The following is a 19031-nucleotide window of genomic DNA, read 5'->3' on the forward strand; positions in this document are numbered from 1 at the left end:
GTTGCGATGCGGCGACGGGCAGTCGGCCGACCGGACAACACCCCGACCCTGGTGCGCCGCGGGTCGCGGCGCGTGTCGCATACCTTCGGCTTGCCGCCATTTCCGGCCAGCGGCCGTACCTGCGTCAGGGGGCCGGAACCGGCGGCAGGGCCAGGACATCGACGGTCGCGGATTGCAGGATCTTTTCGGTGACGCTTCCGAGGAAGAACCGGGCGAGCGCGCCCTTGCCATGGGTGGAAACCACGATCAGGTCCGCGTTCAGCGTGTCGGCCGCCTTGTGGATTTCATGCGCGATCGTCGTGGCGTTGTAGCGCACGACCATCTCGGCCTGAAGCGCGGCAAAGTCGCTCATGAAGCGCGCAAGGTCGCGGCGTGCGTCGCTCCGCTGGTCCTCCAGGTAGCTTTCCCTGTCATCGGCCGGCATCGTGTCAGACATGGCCAGACGAAGGGCGAGGGCATCGAAGACATGGAGGACGGAATGGCGGGCATCCCTGCCCAACCCGAGGGCTGCATAGCGGTGGAGTGCGCTTGCGGCATTGTCGGACAGGTCGGTGGTCAGCAGGATATGCCGCCACGGGGCGACCGGGGGCCCGTTCACCATCAGCACGGGGCATTCGACCGACCGGATCGTGCGCTCTGCCGTGGTGCCCAGAAAGGCATCCTTCAGGATCTGCCGCCGGTGCGGCCCGATCACCAGCAGATCCGGCTTCTTCTCGGCCACGGCCTGTCCGATCCCGGCAAAGGGATCGGACAGAATGATTTCCACCGCACAGGCGATGCCATCGGACGACCGCAGCGACTGCGCCAGTTCGCGCAGCAGCGTCAGGGCGTCCACCGCCTCGTGGTCGACGATCCGGCGGGGGCGGTCGTCATCGACGACATGCACGAGGTCGAGCGCGGCCCCGTGCGCGCGGGCAAGCAGCACGGCCCGCCGCAAGGCCCGGTCCGAACGCTCGGAAAAATCGGTCGCCAACATGATCCGCTGCATGGCTTTCCTCGCCTGGCTCTGTTTCGGTGATCTGAACATTCATTGACGGCGCCCGGATTGATCGAGGTCAAGCAGGGTCGGGGATCAAACACCATACCGCAGCAAATCACCATCGGAGCGGCCATGCGATGCCGAGGGAACAGTATCAGACCGCAAGGGATGTGGCCGGCCGCCTGACGGTGGCCGCCCGCATGAACCATGTCGCGCCGTTGGAACCCGGCGGCTGCCGCATCATGCTGAGGGGTCTGACCCGGCCGCCGAACGTCGGCGCCATGCTGCCCGCGCTGCCACGATCATCGGGGACATGCAGACCCGCCCTGCCCCGGCTCTGGCAGCGGGTCCGCTAGTCGCGCATTCGGGCCAGCGCGGCGGTCAGCGCGATCACGGCCAGCAGCGCCAGCGCGGCGAACCCGAAGGCGGCGCGCAGGCCAAAGGCAGCGGCGAGGAACCCCAGCATCGGCGGGCCGAAGAAATAGCCGAAGTAGCCCAGAAGCGTGGCGCGGGCCACGGCACGGGCGCGGGCCTCGGCCGGGGCGGCGCGGCCGACCAGCGAAAACGCCGTGGGGGCGATGACCGACGACCCGATGCCCATCACGATGAACCCGGCGTAGGCCATCGCCGGGCTGGTGGCCAGCGCCGCAATCGCCGCCCCGGCGCCCGCGATGACCGCCCCGCCGCGCAACAGCCACAGCGCGTCGATCCGCGACAGCAGGCCCTGCCCCGCAAGGCGGGCAATGCCCATGGTCAGGGCCAGCGCCGCCGGGCCCATCGCGCCTTCGGCAGGCGAGCCGCCAAGGGTCTGCTCGATATGCAGCGCCGACCAGTTCTCGGCGGCATTCTCGGTCAGGAAGGCGATCATCACGATGCCGCCGCCGATCACCGGCAGCAGGCCGAGGGGGACGTGGCTGGTGCCTTTCGGGCGGGTCAGCCCATGGATGCGGCCGTCGCGTTCCCATGTCGCCAGCGCCAGCAGGCCCGCCGCCAGCGCCGCCACGGACATCACCGCCCCCGGCGGCCACTCCGCCGCGCGCATCGCACCCGTGGCCAGCGCGCCGCCCGCATAGCCGAAGCTGTAGGCGGCGTGGCAGAGGTTCATCAGATGCAGGCCGCGCTCGTTCTCCAGCGCCGCGACGCGCGCGTTCATCAGCACGTCCAGCGTGCCGGTGGCCGCGCCGCAAAGCCCGATGGCGAGCGAGAACTGCCAGAGTGTTGCCGACTGCCCCGGCAGCGCGAAGGCCAGCGCCATGGCCATCGCGCAGGCAGGCAGCGCCACCCGCCCCAGCGCCGCCCCGGTGCCCGGCGCCAGCAGCATGGCGGCAACGGCACAGACCGGGGCCGACAGCATCAGAAGGCCCAGCCGCGCCTCGTCCACCCCCAGCATGGTCTTGAGGTCGGGCAGCGCCGCCGCAAAGGTGCCCCAGAGGACGCCCATCGCGGCAAAGGCTGCCACCGCCGCGCGGGCGGTGATCAGGGTGGGAAGGAAGGCCATGGCGGGGAACCTCTGAAGCGGAAGCCCCGAGCTAGCCGCTTCGCCGCACCCCGGCAAGTCCGCCGCCGACGCGCCACAGGGGGGTGGCGACGCTTTTCGCCTTTCCTTCGCGGCGAATCCGCGCTAATGCGCGCCGGTCGCGCCATGCACCCTTGGAGGATGGCGGACTTAACATATGGAGAACCTCAATGGCTGGTGAAATCCCTGATTTTCACGCCGAGGTACGGACGGGGACAGGCAAGGGGGCCGCTCGTCAAGCTCGTCGTGAGGGCAACGTACCCGGTATCGTTTATGGGGGCGGCGTGGAGCCGCTGTCCATCAACATCAACTACAACACGCTCTTGAACCGCCTGCGCAAGGGCCGTTTCCTTCAGACGCTGTTCAACCTCAAGGTCGAAGGCCAGGATGACGTGCGCGTGATCTGCCGCGGCGTCCAGCGCGATGTCGTGAAGGATCTGCCGACGCATGTCGATTTCATGCGCCTGCGCCGCACCTCGCGGATCAACCTGTTCATCCACGTCACCTTCATCAACCACGAAGCGGCCCCCGGGCTGAAGCGTGGCGGCACGCTGACCGTGGTGCGCCCGGAAGTCGAGCTTGACGTGCTGGCGGGCGACATCCCCGATCACATCACGGTCGACCTGACCGGCAAGAACATCGGCGACGTGATCCACATCCAGGATGTGGTGCTGCCCGAAGGTGTGGTGCCGACCATCGAGCGCAACTTCGTGATCGCCAACATCGCGGCCCCGTCGGGCCTGCGGTCGACCGACAACGAAGAAGCCGAGTAAGCAGTTCTGCTTGGCAGGGTTGAACGCGGGGGTGCAAGCCTCCGCGTTTCGCGTTTCGGCACTTGCATCCAAGGCGCGCATCTTTGCACGCCTTTCAGTGCACGCGCTCCAGCACGCCTGCCAATGCGCGCGTTTTAGCACGCGTTTCAGTGTGCGCGTTCCAGCACGACCGTCGCGCCGCGCGACCCCGTGGGGCAATAGGTCAGGCCGGTGGCCGACAGCGCGTCGAAGATGCGCTTCACCCCCGCCGCACCATAGACCGACGGATGAAGTTCCATCATCACCAGCCGGACGGCAGGCGGCAGGCCATTGTCGAACAACGCCAGTTCGCCGCCCTCGACATCGACGCTCAGCACCGTCGGCGCAAAGCGCGCCAGCAGGTCCGCGATGCGGAGCGCGGGCACCTCGACCTCGCGTGTGTGCCGGGCATCGGGCGGCGGCACCAGCGACGAGGCCCAGAACGACCGGCGCACGGTGAAGGTGACCGTTCCGGCGCCGAAGTCGTCGGCCACCACCGCGCCCCAGACGATCTCGCCCGCGGCCCCGTTGCGGGCCAGGTTGGCCTGGGCCACCGGCGCCATGTCGGGCCCCGCCTCGACCCCCGCCACCGCCGCGCCGGTGCGCCCGGCGGCCAGCGAGGCCAGATACCCCGCCCCCGCCCCCAGATCGAGAAACCGGTCGCCGCGCCGCAGGTGGCGCAGCAGGGCGTCGGCCTCGGTATGTTCATACTTGCCGCCCGCCATTGCGGCATCAAGCTGGCCGGTCATCAGCGCGTCGGGGATGCGCAGGTCCACCCCGTTGATCGTGTAATCCGCCACGCCGCCCCCCCTGGCCCGGCGCGGTTGCATCCGCGCGGCCTTGGCCGTAGAAAACGCCAAAGGGCGGGCACTGTCCAGCCCGCCCCTGATGGCGGAGTGTGCGGGTGAAACTGTTCGTGGGCCTTGGCAATCCCGGCGCGAAATACGCGGGCAACCGGCACAACATCGGCTACATGGCAGTGGACCGGATCGCGGCGGATCACGGTTTCGGGCCATGGCGGCGGGCGTTCAAGGGTCTGGTGGCCGACGGGCGGCTGGGCGACGAGAAGGTGGTGCTGCTGAAGCCCGAAACCTTCATGAACCTGTCGGGCGAGGCGGTGCAGCAGGCGGTGCAGTTCTACAAGCTGACCCCCGCCGAGATCACCGTGTTCCATGACGAGCTAGACCTTGCCCCCGGCCGCACCCGCGTCAAGCAGGGCGGCGGACATGCCGGGCACAACGGACTGCGCTCGATCCATGCCCATGTCGGCGAGGCTTACGGGCGGGTCCGGCTGGGCATCGGGCATCCCGGCCACAAGGACGCGGTGGCGCATTATGTGCTGAGCGATTTTGCCAAGGCCGAAGCGGCCGCCTTCGACGACCTGCTGCGCGGCATTTCCGACGGGGCGGTGGCATTGGCGGCGGGCGATGGGGTCGGGTTTCTCAATTCGGTCGCACAGCGCACCGCCCCGCCCCGGTCCTCGACGCGCCCCGCCCCGGCCGCCCCGGCCCCGACGCCGCCTGAACCCGAAGCGGAAACCCGCACCCCGATGCAGAAACTGCTGGACCGTTTCAGATGACCGAGGCGGTCCGCGCAGCCTTCCGCGACCAGGCAACGGCCTGCGCGGCTCTCGGCTCGCCGCAGACCGCCCGGCTGCTGGCGGGGCTGGCGGATGCGATGACCGGCGACACGGCCGTGGCGGCACGGGTGCTGGGCTGGCCGGGCGATCCCTCGTGGCGCGGCGAGTCAGTCGCGCTGCGGCTGGCCGGCGGGCTTCATGCGCTGGTGCTGGGCGGGCAGGATGGGGCGCTTGCTGCCGCCTATGCCGACCCGGCGGCGGTATCGGACCGGCAGCTTGTTGCAGTGGCTCAGGCCGCAATGGCGCGGCACGAAGCCTTCCTGCTGCGCTGGATCGACTCGGCACCCCAGACCAACGAGGTGCGCCGCTCTGCGGTGCTGATCGCGGCGGGGAACTGGCTGGCCGCGCGGGTCGGCCTGCCGCTGGTGCTTTCGGAACTGGGGGCGAGCGCGGGGCTGAACCTGATCTGGGACCGGTATCGCCTGACGGTTCCGGGCGGCGAGATGGGGCCACCCGACGCCGCCCTGCATCTTGCGCCCGACTGGCACGGGCAAGCCCCGGTGATCTGCCCGCCCGTCGTGGCCGCACGCGCGGGGGTGGACCTGAATCCGCTCGACCCGGGCTCGGACCGGCTGCGCATCCTGTCCTACGTCTGGCCCGATCAGGCCGACCGGCTGGCGCGCACCGCGCAGGCGGCAGGCATGGCGGCGGGGCTGGGCGTGCATCCGGCACGCGGCGACGCGGTGGACTGGCTTGCCACCCGGCTGCAAGTGCCGCTTCCCGGCCGGTTGCATCTGGTGTTCCACACCATCGCCTGGCAGTATTTCACCGCCCAGGCGCAGGCGCGCGGGCTGGCGATGCTGGAGGCGGCAGGCACGCGGGCTGCGGCCGACACCCCGCTGGCCCATCTGGCAATGGAGGCCGATGGGCACCCCGATGGCGCGGCCGTCACGCTGCGGCTCTGGCCGGGGGGCGACACCATTCCGCTGGGCCGGGCGGATTTTCATGGCCGCTGGGTGGACTGGCGGGCCCCCGCCGCGTGATGCGCCTTCACATTGGCACAAATATCCCCGCCGGAGGCATCGACACCCGCCGCCCAAGCGATACCATGGGAGTCGTGAACCAGAACCGAAGGACCGCCGATGAAGGACGCATCGCTGAACGTGCTGGGCACCGCGCTGGCGGAATGTTCGACCGACCCGCTGACGGGCTTCTTCCGCAACGGCTGCTGCGACACCGGCCCGATGGACCGGGGCCTGCACACGGTCTGCGCCCGCATGACGGCCGAGTTTCTGGCCCTGTCGAAATACCTCGGCAACGACCTGTCCACTCCGCGCCCGGAATACGGCTTCAAGGGGCTGAAGCCGGGCGATCAGTGGTGCCTGTGCGCCACGCGCTTCGTGCAGGCGCATGACGAGGGGGCAGCGCCACAAGTCCGGCTGGCCGCGACGCATGTCCGCACGCTGGACGTGGTGCCGCTGGAGATCCTTCAGCTTTACGCCGCCGACTGAGCCGCCGCCGACCGCAACCCGGCGTCGTCGCGAATCTGATCCTCGATGAACAGGCTCGGCAAGTGCGGCCGCCCGGTGACCCCAGCCTTGCGGCAGATCGCGTTGGTCTGCGCCTCGACCGTGCCTTCCGAGGTCATCCGGCGACAGGCCCGACAGACGCCGGATCGCGGCGGTGGGAAACTGGTCAGGGGTTTGGCTTGCCCCGCCTGCACCCAGGGTTTGCGCGCGTGAACCAGAGTTTGCGGGGTCATGCGGGCATTTCCCGCCCAAATGGGCCTGCCCTGAAGACACCGGCGCGGCTGGGCGCTCAGGGCTGGCAGAGGTCGAAAGGCCCCGCCCCGCCCCGCCGCGCGGCCGGTATGGCGAGGCACAGCACGCGGCCATCCGCCGTGCGGCTGACGCCCTCGGCCGAAACGCCGTCGCCCCGGTCCGGTCCGCCATGGCGGCGGGCCGCGAAAACCGCCCCGCCGGGCACCGGTCCGGTCACGGGGCCCTCCGGCTCCACGACCACGCCCGGTTCGGTGACAGGCTCACCCATCCCTCCAGCGTGGGCCGCCGCCGCAACCGCCAGCAGCACGGCGCAGGCTGCATACAGATCCCGCATTCCGATCGACATCGCTTCCCCCGCACCGGCCCGACATAGCGGTAGCGCGACGGGTGAACCCCGTCAACCGGGGCGGAAAGCCGCGCGGCCGTCAGATCTTCATGTCGAAACCCAGGTGCTTGGCGACGGTGAAGATGTCCTTGTCGCCACGACCGCACATGTTCATCACGATGATATGCTCGGGCGGCAGGGTCGGGGCGATCTTCATCACATGCGCCAGCGCGTGGCTCGGCTCCAGCGCGGGGATGATGCCCTCCAGCGCGCAGCAGAGCTGGAACGCCTCCAGCGCCTCGGCGTCGGTGATCGAGACATAGCTGGCGCGGCCGGTATCGTGCAGCCAGGAATGCTCGGGCCCGATGCCGGGATAATCCAGCCCGGCGGAGATCGAGAAGCCTTCGAGAATCTGGCCGTCGCCATCCTGCAACAGATAGGTGCGGTTGCCGTGCAGCACACCGGGCCGCCCGCCGGTCAGGCTGGCGCAATGCTGCATCCGGTCGTCGACGCCCTTGCCGCCTGCCTCGACGCCGATGATGTTCACCGACGGATCATCGAGGAAGGGGTAGAACAGCCCCATGGCGTTCGACCCGCCGCCGATCGCCGCGATCAGGGTGTCGGGCAGCCGCCCCTCGCCCTCCTGCTCGGCGAGTTGCCAGCGCACCTCTTTCCCGATGATCGACTGGAAGTCACGCACCATCGCCGGATAGGGATGCGGTCCGGCCACGGTGCCGATGCAGTAGAAGGTATCGCGCACGTTGGTCACCCAGTCGCGCAGCGCGTCGTTCATCGCGTCCTTCAGCGTGCCGCGGCCGGAGGTGACCGGAATCACCTCGGCCCCCAAGAGCTTCATGCGGAACACGTTCGGCGCCTGCCGCTCGACATCATGCGCGCCCATGTAGACCACGCATTTCAGCCCGAACTTGGCGCAGACCGTGGCCGTCGCCACCCCGTGCTGGCCTGCCCCGGTTTCGGCAATGATCCGGGTCTTGCCCATGCGGCGGGCAAGGATGATCTGGCCCAGCACGTTGTTGATCTTGTGCGCGCCGGTGTGGTTCAACTCGTCGCGCTTGAGATATACCTTCGCGCCGCCCAGATGCCGCGTCAGCCGTTCGGCGTAATACAGCGGCGAGGGGCGGCCGACGTAGTGCTTCCACAGCCAGTCCATCTCGGCCCAGAACTTGGGGTCGGTCTTGGCGAACTCGTAGCGCTCTTCCAGTTCCAGGATCAGCGGCATAAGTGTCTCGGACACGAAGCGCCCGCCAAAAAGGCCAAACCGCCCCTGTTCGTCCGGCCCCGTCATGAAGCTGTTCAACCCGTCCTCGGCCATGGCGCACCTCCTTGTTTGACAGTGCATCTAGCGCCCTATGCGGGCGACGTCAAAGCGGCTTCTTCATCCCCAGATGCGAAGCCGCGTAGCCCAGCCTTTCGTAGAACCGATGCGCGGCTTCGCGGTTGCGGTCGGTGGTGAGCTGGATGATCGTGCAGCCCGCCGCCCTGGCCCGTGCCTCACACTCCGCCATCAACAGCGCCCCGACGCCCTGTGACCGCACCTCGGCGGACACCCGCACCGCCTCGACCAGTGCCCGGCGGCTGCCGCCACGCGAAAGGCCCGCAAGGATGGTCAGTTGGCAGCAAGCGATAATGCGGCCCGCGGTTTCGCCTACGATCAGTTGATGCATCGGGTTAGCGGCTATGTCGTCGAAGGCCCCGAGATAGGCCTCGGCTTCAGCCCCCTCACGACCCTTACCAAGCGGATCATCGGTCAGCAGCGCCACAATGTCCGGTACATCGGCGCGGGTGGCATCGCGGAAGTGGATCATCGCAGGACCGGCACGCCGGCCTTCACGCCCTGCGCCGCCTCGACAAAACCCGCGATCCGCGCAGCATCTTTCACCCCCGGCGCACTTTCGACGCCGGACGACACATCGACCTGCCTGGCATTGGTCAGGCGCAGCGCCTCGGCCACGTTCTCGGGGGTCAGGCCGCCGGCCAGCATCCAGGGTTTCAGCCAGTGGCGGCCGACCAGCAGACGCCAGTCGAAGGACAGACCGTTGCCGCCGGGCAGGGCGGCGCCGGTCACGGGTTTGGCGTCGATCAGCAACTGGTCTGCCGCCAGCGCATAGTCGAAAAGCGCGGCAAGGTCGCCCTCGTCCGCGACGCCGACCGCCTTCATGACCGGCAGGCCGTAGCGGGCGCGCACCTCGGCCACCCGGTCGGGCGATTCTTGGCCGTGGAGCTGCAGCATGTCGAGCGGCACCGTCTCGGTCAGCGCGTCGAGGGTGGCATCGTCGGCGTCAACCGTCAGGGCCACCTTGGCCAGCCCTGCCGGGGTGGCCAAGGCAAGAACCCGGGCCTGATCGAGTGTCAGGTGGCGCGGCGACCGGGGGAAGAACACGAAGCCTGCATAGGCTGCCCCTGCGGCGGCAACCGCCGCCACGTCGGAAAGGTTGCGCAAGCCGCATATCTTCACCCGGACGCCGCCCAAGTCAGTTGGCCGGCTTCTTGTCCTGCAAGATCGCCAGAACCTCGTCCCTCGGTTGGGCCTTGGCTTCTCGCAGGCCCGCCAGTTCGCGTTCCAGCCTTGTCACTTCGCGCGATTTTGCGGTGGCAACCGAACGGTGCCGATGTTCGCGCAGCCATTCCCAGAAGAAGCCGATCAGCAGACCGATGACGATCCCCCCGAAGATCACGAGGAACAGCGGCAGTTCCTGCGACCAGGAAAACCCCGCGAATGCAGCCAGATCATCGGGCATTGCGTGCAGCGTCACCATCGTACGGTTCGCAAGAGCCACGACAAGCAAGCAGATCGCCAGAAGGACGATAAGGAGGTAGCGAAGATAGCGTATCATCGGGCCAAAGTTCCTGACCGGGGCATCACCTGCCCCCTGGGGGCCGCGCCGCAACCGGGCGCGGCAAAATCACTTGCCATTCAGACGGTCTCGCAGCAGCTTGCCGGTCTTGAAGAAGGGAACCTTCTTGTCCTCGACTTCGACCGCCTCGCCCGTGCGCGGGTTGCGTCCCACCCTCGCATCCCGCGCCTTCACCGAGAATGCGCCGAAACCGCGCAGTTCAACCCGGTCACCCTTGGCCAGCGACTCGATGATTTCCTCGAACACGGTGTTCACGATACGCTCGACATGGCGCTGCGTGAGGTGCGGGTTCTCGTCCGCTATTTTCTGGATCAGTTCCGAACGGATCATCCGAAGTGCCCCCCTGTGGTCGGCTGGATCACCACCACGACGTTCTTGTCATTGACTATAGGCAGATTTTTCCCGCGCACAAACAGGAAAACCCGTCTGTCCCGGTCGCAAGGCACGAGGATCGGCGACAAAATGAAAGGCCCCGCCGGGTGGCGGGGCCTCTGGTCAACCCTTGCGGGTCGAAGGTCAGACCTTGTCGCCGCCTTTCAGCGCCGCGCCAAGGATGTCGCCCAGGCTCGCACCCGAATCGGAGGAGCCATACTGTTCGACAGCTTCCTTCTCTTCCGCGATCTCGCGCGCCTTGATCGACAGGCCCAGACGGCGGGTCTTGCTGTCGACGTTGGTCACGCGGGCATCGACCTTGTCACCGACCTGGAAACGCTCGGGGCGCTGGTCGGCACGGTCGCGGCTGAGATCGGAACGGCGGATGAACGACTTCATGCCGTTGTAGTCGACCTCGATCCCGCCTTCTTCGATGGCGGTCACGTTGCAGGTGATCACCGAACCGCGCTTCACGCCATCGACCGCATCCGAGAAGGTGTCGTCGCCCAGCGCCTTGACGGAAAGCGAGATCCGCTCTTTCTCGACGTCGACTTCGGTGACGGCCGCCTTGACGGTGTCGCCCTTGCGGTAGTTCGCAATGGCTTCCTCGCCGCGCTGGTCCCACGACAGGTCGGACAGGTGAACCATGCCGTCGATGTCGTTGTCGAGGCCGACGAACAGACCGAATTCGGTAATGTTCTTGACTTCGCCCTCGATAGACGAGCCGACCGGGTGGTTCTCGGCAAACACTTCCCACGGGTTGCGCATGGTCTGTTTCAGACCCAGCGACACGCGGCGCTTGGCAGAATCGATTTCCAGCACCATGACATCCACTTCCTGCGAGGTGGAGACGATCTTGCCGGGATGGACGTTCTTCTTGGTCCAGGACATTTCCGAAACGTGAACCAGGCCTTCGACGCCCGCTTCCAGTTCGACGAATGCGCCGTAATCGGTGATGTTGGTCACGCGGCCCTTGTGGACCGACTGCAGCGGATAGGCCTTCTCGACCGCATCCCACGGGTCGGATTGCAGCTGCTTCATGCCGAGGCTGATGCGGTGCGTGTCCTTGTTGATCTTGATGACCTGAACCTTGACGGTCTCGCCGATCGCCAGGATCTCCGACGGATGGTTGACGCGGCGCCAGGCCATGTCGGTGACGTGCAGCAGGCCGTCCACACCGCCGAGGTCGACGAAGGCACCGTATTCGGTGATGTTCTTCACCACGCCGTCGATCGACTGGCCTTCGGTCAGGTTGCCGATCACTTCGGCGCGCTGCTCGGCCCGGCTTTCCTCGAGGATCGCACGGCGCGACACCACGATGTTGCCGCGACGACGGTCCATCTTCAGAATCTGGAACGGCTGCTTCATGCCCATCAGGGGGCCCGCATCGCGCACCGGGCGCACGTCAACCTGGCTGCCCGGCAGGAAGGCCACGGCACCGCCCAGATCGACGGTAAAGCCGCCCTTGACGCGCCCGAAGATCGCGCCTTCGACGCGGGTCTCGTTGGCATAGGCCTTTTCAAGGCGGTCCCACGCTTCTTCGCGTTTCGCCTTGTCGCGGCTGATCTGCGCTTCACCGCGCGCATTCTCGACGCGGTCAAGGTAGACTTCCACCTCGTCGCCGACATTGATGTCGACAGCCCCGCTCAGATCGGCAAATTCCTTAAGATCGACCCGGCCTTCCATCTTGTAGCCGACGTCGATGATGGCCTGACCCGCCTCGATGGCGATGACCCGGCCTTTGACAACAGACCCCTCCTGGGGGGTGTCAATTTCAAGGCTCTCGCTCAGGAGAGCTTCGAATTCTTCCATGGAAGCTTTAGCGCACATGCAGTTCTGATCCTTTTTGCGTGTTTTCACTGGCCTTGCGGTTGGCTCCGCCGGTCTTTGGTTGGTGTCTTTCGGGCGCGACCCGGATAACAACAAGGGTCGCGGATTACTCCCGACCCTGTGCCTGCCGCGTTTCTATGGCCCTGATCGCCTTGTTGACTGCGGCGTCTATAGTCAGTTCCGTCGTGTCAAGCAAGAGTGCATCGTCCGCCGGGCGCAAGGGCGCCGTGGCCCGCTCACTGTCGCGCCGGTCGCGTTCGGTCAGTTGTGCCAGCACGTCGGCTTCCAGAATCGCCGGGTCCTTGCCGACGAGTTCCAGCCAGCGCCGGTGCGCGCGCACCGCATCGCTGGCGGTGACGTACAACTTCACCTCGGCCGCGGGGCAGATGACCGTGCCGATGTCGCGCCCGTCCAGCACCGCGCCGCCTTCGCAGCGGGCAAAACCCTGCTGAAAGGTGATCAGCGCCGCGCGCACCTTGGGCAGCGCCGCCACTTTCGAGGCCATCTGCCCCACCTTGGCGGTGCGCAACCCGTCGCGCTCCAGGTCATGCGGGCTCAGCGCCCTGGCCGCAGCCGCCGGCTCCATCCCGTCGATCACCTTGCGCGCCACCGCACGATAGAGAAGCCCGGTGTCCAGAAAGGCAAAGCCGAAATGCTCCGCCACGGCCTTGGCGATGGTGCCCTTGCCCGCCGCCGCCGGCCCGTCGATCGCCACCGTGAACCGCATTTCTCTGCCCTGCACTTTCTTCTGTTTCAAAATATCCCCGCCGGAGGCTCACGCCCGCGTCACAGATCGCTCCGGCCCAAGGTCGCACCCAGCCCGGTCATCAGCCCCCCGAACATCGGGAACGACGTGGCGATGGGGGATGCATCATCCACCGTCACCGCCGCTTTCGACGCCATGCCCATCACGAGGAAACTCATCGCGATCCGGTGATCCAGATGCACCGCACAGGTTGCACCGCCCGGCACTCCGCCCGCCCCCATGCCATGCACGATCAGCGTATCCTCGTCCTCCTCGACGCGCACGCCGCAAGCCTCGAGCCCCCGCGCCATCGCGTCGATCCGGTCGCTTTCCTTGACGCGCAACTCCCTGATGCCGCGCATCACCGTTCGGCCCTCGGCAAAGGCCGCCACAACCGCCAGCACCGGGTATTCGTCGATCATCGAGGGTGCCCGCGCGGGCGGCACTTCGACACCCTTCAGGTCGGAAAACCGCACCCGCAGGTCGGCCACCGGCTCGCCGCCCTCGCTGCGCGGGTGCTCGAAGGCAATGTCGGCCCCCATCTCGACCAATGTCAGAAAAAGCCCGTTCCGCGTCAGGTTCTGGCTGACACCGGGCACGAAAATGTCCGATCCTTCCACGATCAGCGCAGCGCAGACCGGAAAAGCCGCGGAACTCGGGTCGCGCGGCACGGCCACGTCCTGCGGTTTCAGCTCCGGCTGGCCGGTCAGGGTGATGACTCGTCCCTCCGGTCCATCCTCGACCGTCAGCGCCGCACCGAAGCCGAGCAGCATCCGCTCGCTGTGATCCCGCGTCGGTTCGCGCTCGATCACCACGGTCTGCCCCGGCGCGTTCAGCCCCGCCAGCAGCACCGCCGATTTCACCTGCGCCGAGGGCACCGGCGTGGCATAGCGCACCGGCACCGGCTGTGCCGCCCCCACCAACGTCATCGGCAGCCGCCCGCCCTGCCGCCCGTAGGCCCGCGCGCCAAACAGCGCCAGCGGCTCGGTCACCCGCCCCATCGGGCGCTTGCGCAAGGATGCGTCGCCGGTGAAGGTCGCTGTCATCGCATGGGTCGCCATGCAGCCCATGATCAGCCGCACCCCGGTGCCGGAGTTGCCGCAGTCGATCACGTCGGCCGGTTCGGAAAACCCGCCGACCCCGACCCCGTGCACCGACCATGCCCCGGCCCCGTGCCGCACCACCTCGGCCCCGAACGCCTGCATCGCCTTCGCGGTATCCAGCACATCCTGGCCTTCCAGCAGGCCGGTGATCCGGGTTTCCCCCACCGCCATCGCGCCGAAGATCAACGCGCGGTGGCTGATCGACTTGTCGCCCGGCACCTCTGCCCGCCCCGTCAGGGGGCCGGACCGGGTTGCGGTCATCGGTTGCGCTGCGCCATGGGTTGACATTGAACGTCCTTCTGAGGGTGCGCGGGCAGGCTTACCCAAACCGCGCCGCCCGGTCCAGCGCCATTCGGGCAAGACCCGGCCCGCCCCGTTTCATCTTGGCCCAAATATCCCCGCCGGAGGCTCCCGCCCCTCAGCCCATCCGACGGAAGGTCAGATAGGCCGGCGGGCGCCCCTCGCGCAGCGCCTTCTGTTCATAGCGGGTGGAAATCCAGTCGTCCCATGGCGTCGGCCTGTGGGCCAGCAGCGTGAACCCGGCCCGCGGCACCTCGGCCAGCGCCTGGCGAACGTAGTCGGGAATGTCGGTGGCAATGCGGAACTCTGCCCCCGGCACCAGCACCCGCGCCAGGTCGCGCAGGTGATCCTGCGTCACGAAGCGGCGGCGGTGGTGACGGCGCTTGGGCCAGGGGTCGGGGTAGTTGAGAAAGGCTTTCGCGATGCTGCCCGGTTCCAGCACGTCAAAGAGGTCGCGCACATCGCCGGGATGCACCGCCAGATTGCCCGCCCCCGAGGCGCGGATCTTGCCCAGCAGCATCGCCACGCCGTTGATGTAGGGCTCGCAGCCGATGATCCCGATATCGGGATGGCGCGCCGCCATGTGGACCATATGCTCGCCACCGCCAAAGCCGATCTCCAGCCAGACGGGGCGCGCGTCACCGAAGATCGCGGCCAGATCCAGCGGGTGGCGTTCCGGGTTCTCGGCAGGTGTCACGCCCTGTGGGCGCAGCGAATCCATATCCTCGGACAGATAGGTCTTCTGGCTGCTGCGCAGGGTGTGGCCGAAGCGGCGACCATAGAAGTTCCGCCATTCCGCGGGCGCGGGCGGGTCGGTCTGGTTGTCGTCGGTCATGGCAAGCCCCGCATCAGGATCGGCGGGAGGTATCGCCCGGGGGGCGGGGCGTCAAGCCACGCAGAAGGAAGGCGCCTCCGGCGGGGATATTTGGGCAAAGATGAATTGGCACTCAGCAAGAAGCCCCGGCGAGCGGCCGGGGCTTTGCAGGGTTGCAGCGGCGGGGCCGGGTCAGACGGCCTTTTTCAGCGCCTCGGTCAGGTCGGTCTTTTCCCAGCTGAAGCCGCCGTCGGCATCGGGCGCGCGGCCGAAGTGGCCGTAGGCCGAAGTGCGGGCGTAGATCGGGCGGTTCAGACCCAGATGGGTGCGGATGCCGCGCGGGGTGAGGTCCATCACCTCGGCCACGGCCTTCTCGATCTGGGTGGCCTCGACCTTCCCCGTGCCGTGGGTATCGACGTAGATCGACAGCGGCCGGGCGACGCCGATCGCATAGCTGACCTGCAGGGTGCAGCGGTCGGCCAGGCCGGCCGCGACCACGTTCTTGGCAAGGTAGCGCGCGGCATAGGCGGCAGAGCGGTCGACCTTGGTCGGATCCTTGCCCGAGAACGCGCCGCCGCCGTGCGGGGCGGCCCCGCCGTAGGTGTCGACGATGATCTTGCGCCCGGTCAGGCCCGCGTCGCCATCCGGTCCGCCGATCACGAAGGTGCCGGTCGGGTTGACGTGCCATTCGGTGGCATCGGTGATCCAGCCCTCGGGCAGCACTTCACGGATGTAGGGTTCGACGATGTCGCGGATATGCGCCGAGGTCTGCTTCTTGTGCGCGTGCTGGGTGGAAAGCACGATCGAGGTCACCTCGACCGGCTTGCCGTCGACGTAGCGCAGCGACAGTTGCGACTTCGCGTCCGGGCGCAGCGATTCTTCCTTGCCCGATTTGCGCACCTCGGCCAGACGGCGCAGGATGGCGTGGGAATACTGGATCGGGGCCGGCATCAGTTCCGACGTCTCGCGGCAGGCATAGCCGAACATGATGCCCTGATCGCCTGCGCCGTCGCGGTCGACGCCCTGGGCGATGTGGGCCGATTGCTTGTGCAGGTAATTGTGGACCTTGAGCGTGTTCCAGTGGAACTTCTTCTGCTCGTAGCCGATGTCACGCACGCAGTCGCGGACGATGCCGTCAACCCGTTTCATGAATTCGTTCAGCTTGTCGGGGTCCGACAGGCCAACCTCGCCGCCGACGACGACGCGCCCGGTGGTGGCGAAGGTTTCGCAGGCGACGCGGGCGTTGGGTTCCTCGGTCAGGAAGGCATCGAGGATGGCGTCGGAGACGCGGTCGCAAAGCTTGTCGGGATGGCCTTCCGAAACGGATTCGGAAGTGAAGACGTAGTTGTTGCGTGACATCGGGAAGTGCTCCGTTGGGTTACCCCCGTCACGCCAGGAAGCCGTTGTGACGGTTCGATGCCGCAGGCGCTATACCCCTGCCCCCGAGGGGTCAAGGGCGCGCAGGGACGCGGCGTATCAGCAGCACGGCGGCGAGACCGGCCAGCAACAGCCACACGGGGATCTGCCCGAGGCGGGAAAAGGGCGTGGCGGGCAGGGCTGCGGGCAGGGTCGCGTCGAGAAACGCCGCCTCGCCCAGCGGGATCTGCGCGGTGATGCGGCCCTGCGCGTCGATCACCGCCGAGACGCCGGTATTGGCCACCCGCACCAGCGGCAACCCCTGTTCTATGGCGCGCAGGCGCGCCTGGGCCAGATGCTGATACGGGCCGGTAAGCGTGCCGAACCAGGCGTCATTGGTGATCTGCAGGATCCAGTCGGGGCGTGACGGCGCGGAGCGGATGTCCTGCGGGAACACCGCCTCGTAGCAGATCAGCGGCAGGATGGTGCCCAGCCCCGGGCCAAGATCGAGCACCGCCGCGCCGACCCCCGCCGAATAGCCGTTGCCTTCCTGCGCCGCAAAGGCCCGGAGCCCCAGCAGGTCATAGGCCAGATCGCCGAACGGGATGTATTCGCCAAAGGGCACCAGATGGTGCTTGTCGTAAAGCCCGGTCACCAGCCCGCCGGGCCCCACCACCGCCATGCTGTTGAAACCGCGCCAGCCGTCGGTGCGCTGGATGCCCACCACCACCGGGCGGTCGGCGGCGGCAATCGAAATCGCCGCCAGCGCGCCGGGCGCGTTTTCCAGCAGGTAGGGCACAGCGGTTTCGGGCCAGATCGTGAGATCGGGGCGCGGCAGGGCGGCTGTGTAGGCCAACTGGCGCTCGAAGTACACGCGGGCGCGGTCGGCATCCCATTTCAGGTGCTGTTCGGCGTTGGGCTGCACCAGCCGCAGGGTGACGGATGCTGCCGAGGGGCCGGGCGCGTCAAGATGCCACAGGCCGTAACACGTCGCCGCCGCCACCAGCACCGCCCCCGCGCCAAGGCCGCTCGGACCCAGCGCCACCGGCAGGGCGGCGGCCAGCGTGGTCAGCAGCGTCAGCCCGTCGGGGCCGGCCAGGGCCGCAACCTGCGCCACCGGCGTGCCGATCCAGACATGGCCGATCAGTGCCCAGGGAAAGCCGGTGAACAGCGTGCCGCGCAGCATCTCGGCCGTGGTCAGGGTCAGGGCCACCGCCAGCGCGCGCCCCCCGAACGGGCGCAGATGCGCCAGCGCGGCAGCGGCGGCCCAGAACAGGCCAAGCCCGAAGGCCAGCAGCACCACCGCGAAGGGGGCCATCCAGCCGTGGCGGGCCACGTCGATCAGGAAAGGCTCGATGATCCAGTTCAGGGCGGCGGCGAAATACCCTGCCCCGGCGAACAGGCCCAGCCGGAAGGCCGGGCGCGGGCCGGTCGCCATGGTGATCAGCCAGATCACCGCCGACAGCGCGGGCAGCGTCAGCCACCACGCCTCCAGCGGCGCCTGCCCCGCCGCCATCACGGCCCCGAGGCCGAAAGCCGCCCCGGTTCGCACCGGGCCGGACCAGCGCCGGGGAGAGGCAATCACGTTTCGACGGCTTTCGCGGCAGGGCTGCCCGCAGCTGGAAGGACAGCATCCGCAAGGGCAGCATCCACCTTGGCGGCATCCGGAAGGGCAGCATCCGGAAGGGCGACATCCGGAAGGGCGGGCACGGGAACGCGGAGCGCTGTCCGCGATGCCCCCGGCAGGCGCACCCGCAGGCGCTTGATGCGGCGGGGGTCGGCGTCGACCACCTCGAACTCCACCCCGCTTTCATGCGCCACGACCTCGCCGCGCGCGGGCACCCGGCCGGTGCGCAGGAACACGATGCCGCCGATGGTGTCGATTTCCTCGTCTTCATCCTCGTTGCGCAGGCGCAGGCCGATGGCCGCCTCGAATTCGTCCAGCGGCGCAGTGGCTTGCGCCAGATAGACCCCCGGCTTTTCCATCAGCCACAGCGCACCCTCGGCCTCGTCGTGTTCATCCTCGATCTCGCCGATCACGGTTTCGATCAGGTCTTCGATGGTCACAAGACCATCGACCCCGCCGTATTCGTCGATCACCAACGCCATGTGGACCCGGTCACGCTGCATTTTCTGCAGCAGCACCCCGACCGGCATCGACGGCGGGGCATAGAGGATCGGGCGCAGCAGCTTGCGCAGGGTGAAGCGGCCTGCTGCCTCGCCGTTGAAGCCATGCTGCAAAGCCAGGTCCTTCAGCAGCACCAGACCCTGCGGATGGTCCAGCGTGCCCTTGTAGACCGGCAGGCGGGAAAAGCCGTGCTCGCGGAACACCTCGACCAGGTCGTCCTTGCCGATATCGACCGGCACCGCGATGATTTCCACCTTGGGAATTGCCACGTCGTCGACCCGGAGGCGGCGCAGGTTGGCCATGCCGGGCAAGTCCGCGCTGATCTGCTGCGCCGTCCGGACCTGGGGCTGCCCCGCCGGTTCCGGCGCGGCGTCAGAGGGGCTCAGCGCGCTGAGGATGCGGCCGAAAAAGCCGCGTGGTTCCGTTTCGGAGGCGTCTGCCTCCATCACTTCCTGCGCGCCTTGCGCCGCAGGAGAGCCGTCCGTGCTACTGCCCATTGGTCCTTTTCCAGAAGTTGCCACCGCAGCGGGTGTCTT

Annotated in this window: 20 protein-coding genes, 1 pseudogene and 1 riboswitch; of the genes and pseudogenes, 4 read left to right on the forward strand and 17 right to left on the reverse strand. The window is 67.9% G+C overall.

Features of this window, described 5'->3' with window-relative positions:
- Positions 1 to 124: 124 nt before the first annotated feature.
- On the reverse strand, positions 125 to 988 hold the full coding sequence (locus RNZ50_18330) for a universal stress protein (GenBank protein ID MDT8856954.1): 864 nt from the start codon (positions 986 to 988) through the stop codon (positions 125 to 127).
- 343 nt (positions 989 to 1331) lie between these two features.
- Entirely contained in the window at positions 1332 to 2477 is a 1146-nt protein-coding gene (locus RNZ50_18335) for an MFS transporter (GenBank protein ID MDT8856955.1), read from the reverse strand.
- 188 nt (positions 2478 to 2665) lie between these two features.
- Between RNZ50_18335 and RNZ50_18340 the strand changes: the two genes are divergently transcribed.
- Complete coding sequence (locus RNZ50_18340; protein ID MDT8856956.1) at positions 2666 to 3268, forward strand: 50S ribosomal protein L25/general stress protein Ctc; 603 nt, start codon at positions 2666 to 2668, stop codon at positions 3266 to 3268.
- Positions 3269 to 3414: 146 nt separating this feature from the next.
- On the opposite strand, the gene RNZ50_18345 is transcribed toward RNZ50_18340, so the two are convergent.
- Entirely contained in the window at positions 3415 to 4086 is a 672-nt protein-coding gene (locus tag RNZ50_18345) for an FkbM family methyltransferase (GenBank protein ID MDT8856957.1), read from the reverse strand.
- A 104-nt stretch (positions 4087 to 4190) separates the two neighbouring features.
- Between RNZ50_18345 and pth the strand changes: the two genes are divergently transcribed.
- The 3 genes from pth (at position 4191) to RNZ50_18360 (ending at position 6376) form a co-directional block, all read left to right on the forward strand.
- Positions 4191 to 4865 (forward strand): aminoacyl-tRNA hydrolase, encoded by a 675-nt coding sequence (gene pth / locus RNZ50_18350; GenBank protein ID MDT8856958.1) that lies wholly within the window; start codon positions 4191 to 4193, stop codon positions 4863 to 4865.
- The gene (locus RNZ50_18355; protein ID MDT8856959.1) at positions 4862 to 5908 is read left to right on the forward strand and encodes a DUF2332 family protein; all 1047 of its coding nucleotides are present in this window, start codon (positions 4862 to 4864) and stop codon (positions 5906 to 5908) included. The genes pth and RNZ50_18355 overlap by 4 nt, the downstream gene beginning before the upstream one ends.
- A gap of 99 nt (positions 5909 to 6007) precedes the next feature.
- A complete protein-coding gene (locus RNZ50_18360) occupies positions 6008 to 6376 on the forward strand; it encodes a DUF2237 domain-containing protein (GenBank protein ID MDT8856960.1) in 369 nt (122 codons plus the stop codon).
- Here the strand turns inward: RNZ50_18360 and RNZ50_18365 are convergent.
- From RNZ50_18365 to RNZ50_18430, 14 genes and pseudogenes are all read right to left on the reverse strand, one after another.
- Positions 6361 to 6516 (reverse strand): annotated as a pseudogene (locus RNZ50_18365) (helix-turn-helix transcriptional regulator). The gene RNZ50_18360 and the pseudogene RNZ50_18365 overlap by 16 nt on opposite strands.
- Before the next feature lie 167 nt (positions 6517 to 6683).
- A complete protein-coding gene (locus tag RNZ50_18370; GenBank protein ID MDT8856961.1) occupies positions 6684 to 6992 on the reverse strand; it encodes a hypothetical protein in 309 nt (102 codons plus the stop codon).
- A gap of 79 nt (positions 6993 to 7071) precedes the next feature.
- Positions 7072 to 8304, reverse strand: a complete 1233-nt coding sequence (gene trpB, locus RNZ50_18375) for a tryptophan synthase subunit beta (protein ID MDT8856962.1) — start codon at positions 8302 to 8304, stop codon at positions 7072 to 7074.
- A 49-nt stretch (positions 8305 to 8353) separates the two neighbouring features.
- On the reverse strand, positions 8354 to 8797 hold the full coding sequence (locus tag RNZ50_18380) for a GNAT family N-acetyltransferase (protein ID MDT8856963.1): 444 nt from the start codon (positions 8795 to 8797) through the stop codon (positions 8354 to 8356).
- Positions 8794 to 9462, reverse strand: a complete 669-nt coding sequence (locus tag RNZ50_18385) for a phosphoribosylanthranilate isomerase (GenBank protein MDT8856964.1) — start codon at positions 9460 to 9462, stop codon at positions 8794 to 8796. Before RNZ50_18385 ends, RNZ50_18380 begins: the two co-directional genes overlap by 4 nt.
- Position 9463: 1 nt before the next feature.
- Positions 9464 to 9826 (reverse strand): LapA family protein, encoded by a 363-nt coding sequence (locus RNZ50_18390; protein ID MDT8856965.1) that lies wholly within the window; start codon positions 9824 to 9826, stop codon positions 9464 to 9466.
- Positions 9827 to 9895: 69 nt separating this feature from the next.
- Positions 9896 to 10177 carry an integration host factor subunit beta gene (gene ihfB / locus RNZ50_18395; GenBank protein MDT8856966.1) on the reverse strand — a complete coding sequence of 94 codons (282 nt, stop codon included), beginning with the start codon at positions 10175 to 10177 and terminating at the stop codon, positions 9896 to 9898.
- A 186-nt stretch (positions 10178 to 10363) separates the two neighbouring features.
- Positions 10364 to 12079 (reverse strand): 30S ribosomal protein S1, encoded by a 1716-nt coding sequence (gene rpsA, locus RNZ50_18400; GenBank protein MDT8856967.1) that lies wholly within the window; start codon positions 12077 to 12079, stop codon positions 10364 to 10366.
- Between the two features lie 76 nt (positions 12080 to 12155).
- Entirely contained in the window at positions 12156 to 12776 is a 621-nt protein-coding gene (locus RNZ50_18405; protein ID MDT8856968.1) for a d(CMP) kinase, read from the reverse strand.
- Positions 12777 to 12835: 59 nt separating this feature from the next.
- Entirely contained in the window at positions 12836 to 14185 is a 1350-nt protein-coding gene (aroA, locus tag RNZ50_18410) for a 3-phosphoshikimate 1-carboxyvinyltransferase (GenBank protein ID MDT8856969.1), read from the reverse strand.
- Positions 14186 to 14315: 130 nt separating this feature from the next.
- Positions 14316 to 15032 (reverse strand): tRNA (guanine(46)-N(7))-methyltransferase TrmB, encoded by a 717-nt coding sequence (locus RNZ50_18415; protein MDT8856970.1) that lies wholly within the window; start codon positions 15030 to 15032, stop codon positions 14316 to 14318.
- Positions 15033 to 15203: 171 nt separating this feature from the next.
- Entirely contained in the window at positions 15204 to 16370 is a 1167-nt protein-coding gene (gene metK / locus RNZ50_18420; GenBank protein MDT8856971.1) for a methionine adenosyltransferase, read from the reverse strand.
- 7 nt (positions 16371 to 16377) lie between these two features.
- Positions 16378 to 16426, reverse strand: a riboswitch (SAM-SAH riboswitch).
- A gap of 35 nt (positions 16427 to 16461) precedes the next feature.
- Complete coding sequence (gene lnt / locus RNZ50_18425; protein ID MDT8856972.1) at positions 16462 to 17952, reverse strand: apolipoprotein N-acyltransferase; 1491 nt, start codon at positions 17950 to 17952, stop codon at positions 16462 to 16464.
- Positions 17949 to 18992, reverse strand: coding sequence for a hemolysin family protein (locus RNZ50_18430; protein MDT8856973.1), 1044 nt, complete (start codon positions 18990 to 18992; stop codon positions 17949 to 17951). Before RNZ50_18430 ends, lnt begins: the two co-directional genes overlap by 4 nt.
- Positions 18993 to 19031 lie beyond the last annotated feature (39 nt).

Source organism: Paracoccaceae bacterium Fryx2 (assembly GCA_032334235.1).
Lineage (GTDB): Bacteria > Pseudomonadota > Alphaproteobacteria > Rhodobacterales > Rhodobacteraceae > JAVSGI01.

Excerpts from the sequence above, each read along its gene's own strand:
- RNZ50_18330 (MDT8856954.1), bottom strand. The coding sequence starts at position 988 with ATGCAGCGGATCATGTTGGCGACCGATTTTTCCGAGCGTTCGGACCGG.
- RNZ50_18335 (MDT8856955.1), bottom strand. The coding sequence starts at position 2,477 with ATGGCCTTCCTTCCCACCCTGATCACCGCCCGCGCGGCGGTGGCAGCC.
- RNZ50_18340 (MDT8856956.1), top strand. The coding sequence starts at position 2,666 with ATGGCTGGTGAAATCCCTGATTTTCACGCCGAGGTACGGACGGGGACA.
- RNZ50_18355 (MDT8856959.1), top strand. The coding sequence starts at position 4,862 with ATGACCGAGGCGGTCCGCGCAGCCTTCCGCGACCAGGCAACGGCCTGC.
- RNZ50_18360 (MDT8856960.1), top strand. The coding sequence starts at position 6,008 with ATGAAGGACGCATCGCTGAACGTGCTGGGCACCGCGCTGGCGGAATGT.
- RNZ50_18370 (MDT8856961.1), bottom strand. The coding sequence starts at position 6,992 with ATGTCGATCGGAATGCGGGATCTGTATGCAGCCTGCGCCGTGCTGCTG.
- trpB (MDT8856962.1), bottom strand. The coding sequence starts at position 8,304 with ATGGCCGAGGACGGGTTGAACAGCTTCATGACGGGGCCGGACGAACAG.
- RNZ50_18380 (MDT8856963.1), bottom strand. The coding sequence starts at position 8,797 with ATGATCCACTTCCGCGATGCCACCCGCGCCGATGTACCGGACATTGTG.
- RNZ50_18390 (MDT8856965.1), bottom strand. The coding sequence starts at position 9,826 with ATGATACGCTATCTTCGCTACCTCCTTATCGTCCTTCTGGCGATCTGC.
- ihfB (MDT8856966.1), bottom strand. The coding sequence starts at position 10,177 with ATGATCCGTTCGGAACTGATCCAGAAAATAGCGGACGAGAACCCGCAC.
- RNZ50_18405 (MDT8856968.1), bottom strand. The coding sequence starts at position 12,776 with ATGCGGTTCACGGTGGCGATCGACGGGCCGGCGGCGGCGGGCAAGGGC.
- aroA (MDT8856969.1), bottom strand. The coding sequence starts at position 14,185 with ATGTCAACCCATGGCGCAGCGCAACCGATGACCGCAACCCGGTCCGGC.
- RNZ50_18415 (MDT8856970.1), bottom strand. The coding sequence starts at position 15,032 with ATGACCGACGACAACCAGACCGACCCGCCCGCGCCCGCGGAATGGCGG.
- metK (MDT8856971.1), bottom strand. The coding sequence starts at position 16,370 with ATGTCACGCAACAACTACGTCTTCACTTCCGAATCCGTTTCGGAAGGC.
- RNZ50_18430 (MDT8856973.1), bottom strand. The coding sequence starts at position 18,992 with ATGGGCAGTAGCACGGACGGCTCTCCTGCGGCGCAAGGCGCGCAGGAA.